This is a genomic window from Agromyces binzhouensis (assembly GCF_004135055.1).
Classification (GTDB): domain Bacteria; phylum Actinomycetota; class Actinomycetes; order Actinomycetales; family Microbacteriaceae; genus Agromyces; species Agromyces binzhouensis.
This window is the reverse complement of the sequence record NZ_SDPL01000168.1, coordinates 1-6,431: the sequence shown is the minus strand read 5'-3', so window position 1 is coordinate 6,431 and position 6,431 is coordinate 1. Positions and strand designations below refer to the sequence as shown.

7 protein-coding genes and 1 pseudogene are annotated in these 6,431 nt (G+C 73.1%); 4 read left to right on the top strand and 4 right to left on the bottom strand.

Features of this window, described 5'->3' with window-relative positions; all coding sequences use genetic code 11:
- Positions 1 to 216 (top strand): annotated as a pseudogene (locus ESO86_RS18785) (NTP pyrophosphohydrolase); the annotation flags it as partial.
- 48 nt (positions 217 to 264) lie between these two features.
- On the opposite strand, the gene ESO86_RS09615 reads toward ESO86_RS18785, so the two are convergent.
- Positions 265 to 852 (bottom strand): TetR/AcrR family transcriptional regulator, encoded by a 588-nt coding sequence (locus ESO86_RS09615; protein ID WP_165307594.1) that lies wholly within the window; start codon positions 850 to 852, stop codon positions 265 to 267.
- Positions 853 to 1,009: 157 nt separating this feature from the next.
- Between ESO86_RS09615 and ESO86_RS09610 the strand changes: the two genes are divergently transcribed.
- Entirely contained in the window at positions 1,010 to 2,062 is a 1,053-nt protein-coding gene (locus tag ESO86_RS09610; protein ID WP_129234699.1) for a 2,3-butanediol dehydrogenase, read from the top strand.
- 109 nt (positions 2,063 to 2,171) lie between these two features.
- A complete protein-coding gene (locus ESO86_RS09605; RefSeq protein ID WP_242492300.1) occupies positions 2,172 to 2,696 on the top strand; it encodes a GNAT family N-acetyltransferase in 525 nt (174 codons plus the stop codon).
- Positions 2,697 to 2,704: 8 nt separating this feature from the next.
- Here the strand turns inward: ESO86_RS09605 and ESO86_RS09600 are convergent, their stop codons facing one another.
- Positions 2,705 to 3,589, bottom strand: a complete 885-nt coding sequence (locus tag ESO86_RS09600; protein WP_129234698.1) for a LysR family transcriptional regulator — start codon at positions 3,587 to 3,589, stop codon at positions 2,705 to 2,707.
- A gap of 101 nt (positions 3,590 to 3,690) precedes the next feature.
- On the opposite strand from ESO86_RS09600, the gene ESO86_RS09595 reads away from it, so the two are divergent.
- Complete coding sequence (locus ESO86_RS09595) at positions 3,691 to 4,626, top strand: aldo/keto reductase (protein WP_129234697.1); 936 nt, start codon at positions 3,691 to 3,693, stop codon at positions 4,624 to 4,626.
- Here the strand turns inward: ESO86_RS09595 and ESO86_RS09590 are convergent.
- Positions 4,611 to 5,381: a DUF2306 domain-containing protein gene (locus ESO86_RS09590; protein ID WP_129234696.1), complete on the bottom strand. Its 771-nt coding sequence runs from the start codon at positions 5,379 to 5,381 to the stop codon at positions 4,611 to 4,613. The two genes, ESO86_RS09595 and ESO86_RS09590, sit on opposite strands and share 16 nt — an antisense overlap.
- A 142-nt stretch (positions 5,382 to 5,523) precedes the next feature.
- A partial coding sequence (locus tag ESO86_RS09585) for an NAD(P)/FAD-dependent oxidoreductase (protein WP_165307592.1) occupies positions 5,524 to 6,431 on the bottom strand: 908 nt, incomplete at its 5' end.

Here is a 6,431-nt window from a genome sequence, read left to right as displayed (position 1 = left end):
GAGGGCGGGGCGAAGCCGGCGTCCGCTCCGGCCGGGATCGACGTCGTGCGTGCGGCCGCCGACGGCGACGGCGCGATCGTCGACGAGGCCGCTCGACTCGCCCTCGCCGGGGAGGACGTGCTCGTGGTCACCGCGGACCGCGGACTCCGCGCCCGGCTCGCCGGCGGCGTCGCCGTGGCCGGCCCCGGCTGGTTCAACGATCTGGTCGGGCGCTGACCGCCACGGTCGATCCTCACGACCGGCGCGGGTGGTGGGCCGACCGCGTCAGTCGGCCCACCACCACGGCGCCGAGACCGCGAGCGTGCTGCGGGCGATGTCGTCGGCGTCGCCTACGGCGCCGGCGCGCAGCCAGTGCTCGATGACGCCGACGGTGCCGGCGGCGCCGTAGGCGGCGTAGAGGGCGTGGTGCTCGGCCCGCGAGAGGTGGCCGGCGGCGATGGGCGCGACGTCGGGGTGGGTGTCGAGGTACTCGGCCAGGGCCTGCTCGATCCGCCCCACGAGGACGCCCCGCACCGGTTCCGCGAGCCCGGGCGCCATCGCGTTCAGGTAGACGGCGCGGTGCTGTGCGACATGCGCGAACAGTCGGTGCTCGCCGCGTTCGAAGCGCTCGCGCGCGGGACCCTCGAACGTCGCGAACTCGGCGACTGCGGCATCGAGCCGCTCCGCCAGGGCGGTCGCCAGCACCTCGGCGACGCTCGCCGCGTGGCGATAGAACGTGTCGCGGCTGATGCCCGCGGCGCGCGCGATGGCGGCGACCGACACGTCGGCCAGCGGCGTCCGCTCGACCGTCTCCAGCACGGCGCGGTGCAGCGCGGTGCGGGTTCGCACCTGTCGGGGATCGAGTTCGCCCATGTCGCCTCCTTCCTCCATTATCGGACAGATGTCAGATAAGTGCTACCGTGGAGCACGGATGTCCGAAGACGGGCACCCGACTCGTGGTCGCACCGCGTGGATGAACCGCGGCCGCCGCGCCCTCGAGCCACGTCCCACGAGCAAGGAGTCGCACACGATGCGAGCTGTCGTCTTCCACGGCAAGGAGGACCTGCGGGTCCAGGACATCGCGGAGCCCGCGCCGGGCCCGGGCCAGGTGAAGCTGCGCAACGCGTACGCCGGCATCTGCGGGTCCGACCTCCACGTCTACTACGCGCCCGCCGAGGCCGGTCTCGACCTCGAGCACCCGCACCCCCTGACCGGCGCGACGCTGCCCCAGGTGCTCGGCCACGAGTTCGCCGGCACCGTCGTCGAGCTCGGCGAGGGTGTCGAGGGCGTGACGGTCGGCGACCGCGTCGCGGTCTGGCCGATCTACAACTGCGGCCAGTGCGCCGCGTGCCGCAAGGGCGCGTTCAACGCCTGCCGCACGATCGGCTTCCACGGCCTCACCTCGCACGGCGGCGGCATGGCCGAGTTCACCACCGTCGACGCGAGCAAGCTGCACGTGCTGCCCGAGTCGGTCGACCTGCGTCTCGGCGCCCTCGTCGAGCCGATGGCCGTCGCCTGGCACGCCGTCGAGAAGAGCGGCGTGAAGGCCGGGGGCACGGCGCTCATCGCCGGCGCCGGCCCGATCGGCGTCGGCGTGTGGTTCGCCCTCAAGGGCCACGGCGTCGAGAACGTCATCGTCTCGGAGCCGAGCCCGGTCCGTCGTGCGGCCGTCGAGGCGCTCGGCGCGACCGTCGTCGACCCCACGAGCGAGGACCTGGCCGCCCGCGTCGCCGAGCTCACGAACGGCGACGGCGTGGACGTCGCGTTCGACGCGGCCGGCGTCGGCGTCGCCGTGGCATCCGCCCTCGCGAACCTCGCACCGCTCGGTCGCGTGGTCGTCGTCGCGCTCCACGAGAGGACCATGGAGTTCTTCCCGACCCAGCTCGTGATGGGCGAGACCGAGATCGTCGGCGCACTCGGTTACCTGCCCGAGGACTTCGACGCCGTCATCGCCGCGATGGCCGACGGCCTCTACGACACGACCGGTTGGGTCGACGAGGTCGGCTTCGACGCCGTCGAGGAGACGATCCACGCCCTCCGCAGCGGCAAGGGCATGAAGTTCCTGGTCTCCAGCGAAGCCTGATCCGAGCGAGTCGCGTCGGGCGGCGGACGGTCGATGCGGGTCCGGAGCGAGCCGCACCCGCATCGACCGCCGACACGAGCGCGAAACACCCGCCGGGGAGAATGGACCCGTGAGCACCGTCCCCGCCCTCGACATCCGCCCGGCCGATCTCGCCGACCCCCGCGTCATCCGCCTGCTCGAGGACCACCTCGCCGACATGTACGCGACCTCGCCCGCCGAGAGCGTGCACGCCCTCGACGTCTCCGGGCTCTCGGTGCCCGAGGTGACGTTCTGGACCATCGGCTACGGCGACGAGCTGCTCGGCTGCGTGGCGCTGAAGGAGCTCGAAGCCGGGCACGGCGAGCTGAAGTCGATGCGAACGGATGCCGCGGCTCGGGGCCGCGGCATCGGCGCACGCCTGCTCGACCACGTCCTCGCGGAGGCGGCGCGCCGCGGGTACGCGCGGGTCAGCCTCGAGACGGGGGCGGAGGAGTTCTTCCGCCCGGCGCGCACCCTCTACGCGAAGTACGGGTTCCGCGAGTGCCCCCCGTTCGCCGGCTACGCCATCGACCCGAACAGCGTCTTCATGACCCTGGAGCTGCCGTCCGCCGCCCACTCGGCGTCACCGACGCGCGGACGCCGACCGGCGGACTGATCCGGTGCTCAGGCACTGAGCGCGAGGTCGGCGTCGAGGAGCTCGAGGACGACCGAGGACGACGCGGCCGACGATTCGCCGGCGATCAGCGAGACGACCCACGGCGGGGCGGACGCCGGGAGCGCGAGCGGCACGAGCCCGGCCGCCTGCGGCTTCGCCGAGATGTGCTGCGGCACGAGGGCGACGCCGAGTTCGCGATGCACCAGGTCGAGCAGGGTGTGCACGTCGTCGACCGTGCAGCGGATGCGGCGCGCCGTCCCGTGCTCGGCGCAGGCGGCGTCGTTCAGCGCGCGCACCGCCCACGACTCGTGGAAGTCGACGAAGTCGAGGTCGCGCAGGTCGTGCCAGTCGACGACGCCGGCGCCGGCGAGCGGATGACTCGGCGGGACCAGGAGCACGAGCGGTCGACGGCCGAGCTCGGTCCGCGGCATCCGCCCCGGGACGTCGGTGCCGGCGACGAAGGCGAGGTCGACGTCGCCGTCGCGCACCCGCGCGACCAGGTCGCGCGAGCCCGCCTGGGTGAAGTCGAGGTCGACGAGCGGGTACCGGCGCCGGATGCGCTCGAGCAGCGCGCCGACGTCGACGAAGCCGAGGCACTGCTCGGCGCCGATGCGGAGGCTGCCGGAGAGCTCGTGCGCGGCCCGGAGCACCGCGTCGCGCGCGGCGCCCGCCTGGGCGAGCATCATCCGGGCGTGGGGGAGGAGGGCGCGACCTGCGTCGGTGGGTTCCACCCGGCGGGTCGTGCGATCGAACAGCGTCGTGCCGAGTTCGTCCTCGAGGCTCCGGATCGCGGCCGAGAGGCCCGACTGCGACACCCCGCAGATGGCCGCGGCCCTGGTGAACTGCTGCTCGTCCGCGAGCGTCACGAGGTATTCCATCTGCCGCAGGTCCATCCATCCAGTCTACTTCTGAATGCCATGAATGAAAGTTGTTGGACTTCTGAATCTGCGGTGCCTATCGTGAATCAGCACCCACGATGACAGGAGTCGAATCGATGAAGACCATCCAGCTCGGCGGCGGAGACCTCGCCGTCCCGAACGTCGTGCTCGGCCTGATGCGCATCGACCGGATGAGCGACGACGCCGTCCGCGAACTCGTCCGCACCGCCCGCGACGCCGGGATCGACTTCGTCGACCACGCCGACGTCTACGGCGACGAGCTCCACGGCTGCGAGCGCCGGTTCGCCGAGGCCATGCGGTTGACCCCGTCGCAGCGCGACGAGATCACCATCCAGACCAAGGCCGGCATCGTGAAGGACGGCCCGTACTTCGACTTCTCGTACGAGCACATCATGGAGTCGGTCGACGGGTCGCTGCAGGCCCTCGGCACCGACCGCATCGACGTCCTCCTCCTGCACCGCCCCGACGCCCTCGTCGAGCCCGACGAGGTCGCGCGCGCCTTCGACGAGCTCGAGGCCGCCGGCAAGGTGCTCCGGTTCGGCGTCTCGAACCACACGCCCGCGCAGATCGACCTGCTCACGCGGTCGGTGAGCCAGCCGATCGTCGCGAACCAGCTGCAGCTCTCGATCACCCACTCGCCGATCGTGACGCAGGGCCTCGCAGCCAACATGCAGGGCGTCGAGCAGTCCATGAACCTCGACGGCGGCGGCATCGTCGACTACTGCCGGCTCCACGACATCACGATCCAGGCGTGGTCGCCGTTCCAGGCCGGCTTCTTCACGGGCGTCTTCCTCGGCTCGCCCGACTACCCCGAGCTGAACGCCGTCATCGACCGCCTCGCGGCGGCCTACGACGTCCCCGCGATCGCGATCGCGACGGCGTGGATCACGCGGCACCCGGCCGACATGCAGGTCGTGCTGGGCACGACGACGCCCGAGCGCGTCGCGGGGGCCGCACAGGGCTCCGACGTGCCGTTGACGCGCGCCGAGTGGTACGAGTTGGTCCGCGCCGCGGGCTACCGCGTGCCCTGACCCGCGACGAGCCGGTACGACGGCAGGCCACGCCTCCTGATCAGCCACTCCGCCACGATGAGGTTCGGCAGCCAGCAGAGGAACGGCACCGCGGCGTACGCGTTCGCGAACGCGGCATCCGCATCGAACCCGCCCGCCCCGGCGAACAGCACCTGCGCGAACATCAGCAGCGGCAGCCACAGCCGGAGTGTCACCGCGGCGTACGTGAGGGCGAAGGTCCGCATCATCCAGGCACGGTGCGACGGCACGTCGCCGCGACGGATGGCACGGTACCCTCGCCATCCGGAGAGCAGCCACAGCACGGCGAGCGTTCCGAACCCGAACGTGCCGACGAGACCGGCGGCGCTGGACGGCGCGAGCGCGAGCCCCGCGAGGCCCGCGATCGCGATGGCGACGAGGGAGACGCGACCCGTCCACCGGTGCAGGCCGGGTGCGCGGTCGCGGAGCCCTCGCCAGAACTGGAACGGGCCCGCGGCGAGCGCGATCCCGCCCGCGACGATGTGGACGTAGAACGCCACGAGCACGGCCGGCGGCTGTGCCGCGTAGTGGTCGGCGAGTCCGCCCGTCCCCGAGTCGGCGAGGGCCTCGAGGGACGCGGTCAGGTACGGTGCCACCGCGAACGCCGCGATCCCGAGCGACGAGAGCAGCACCCATGCCAGGCCGATGCGGCCCCCGGTACGACGGGGTGGCGAGGCGGGCGATGGGCCGCCTCCGGCAGCGGGATCGGCGGTGACGGGGGTCTCGGTCGTGGTCATGCCGCGACGGTATCCAGCGTCGCCGTCGGCGGGCATACGGCGAACCCCCGGATGTCGCGGTGGGCTGCCCGCACGATGAACGCGCCGGCATCGACGCTCGCGGACGAGTCGACGCGTGACGGGCTCCGACCAGCCGGTCGGCTCAGCCGCGCGCCTCGAGCGCGGCGCGGATGTCCTCGTCGACGAGGTCGGCGTTGATCGCGGCGCCCGTCAGGCTCCCCGACGACATCGCCCACGGCACCGACGAACGCGACCCGACGACGTTGCCCGCGGCGTAGAGCCCGCGGACGCTCGTGCGGCCGTCCTCGTCGACCAGCACCTGGTCGACGCCGCCCTGCCGCATCGACCGGGCACGCAGCCGCCGCAGCACCGCGTCGTGCGGCACCGCCTTCGGCGCGACGAAGACCGCGTCGGCCTCCCACTCGCCGCCGTCCTCCAGTCGGATGCCCCGGAGCCGGCCGCCCTCGTCCGAGAACACCTCGACCACGCGCCGCTCCTCGACCACGATGCCCCGCGCGTCGAGCCCGGCCCGTGCGGCCGGGGTGAGCACGGCGCCCTGCGTGCAGAACACCACGTCGGCCGAGAGCTGGCGCAGGAGCTGCGCCTGGTGGGCGTTCGCGGCACTCGAGGCGATCACCGCGATCCGCCGGTCGCGGGACTCCCACCCCTCGCAGTACGGGCAGAGCGCGACGCCCCGACCCCACTGGTCGGCGAGGCCCGGGATGTCGGGCAGCTCGTCGCGCAGTCCCGTCGCGACGAGCAGGCGGCGCGCCAGGTGCCGTTCGCCGGAGTCGAGCACGACCTCGAAGGCGGGACCGGCCGGCCCCGCGGCATCCGCCTCGACCTCGGCGACGTCGGCGACCTCGCCCGACTCGATCGCGACGTCGTAGCGCGTGAGCTCGGCTCGGCCCGCCGCGAGCAGGTCGAGCGGCGACGTGTGGTCGCGGCCGAGCACGCCGTGCATGTGCTGGGCCGGACCGTTCCGCGGCCGCCCGCCGTCGACGACGAGCACGCTCCGGCGCGACCGGCCGAGCATGAGCGCGGCGGAGA

Coding starts and splice junctions, on each gene's coding strand:
- ESO86_RS09615 (WP_165307594.1), bottom strand. CDS start 852: ATGGGCGAACTCGATCCCCGACAGGTGCGAACCCGCACCGCGCTGCAC.
- ESO86_RS09610 (WP_129234699.1), top strand. CDS start 1,010: ATGCGAGCTGTCGTCTTCCACGGCAAGGAGGACCTGCGGGTCCAGGAC.
- ESO86_RS09600 (WP_129234698.1), bottom strand. CDS start 3,589: ATGGACCTGCGGCAGATGGAATACCTCGTGACGCTCGCGGACGAGCAG.
- ESO86_RS09595 (WP_129234697.1), top strand. CDS start 3,691: ATGAAGACCATCCAGCTCGGCGGCGGAGACCTCGCCGTCCCGAACGTC.
- ESO86_RS09590 (WP_129234696.1), bottom strand. CDS start 5,381: ATGACCACGACCGAGACCCCCGTCACCGCCGATCCCGCTGCCGGAGGC.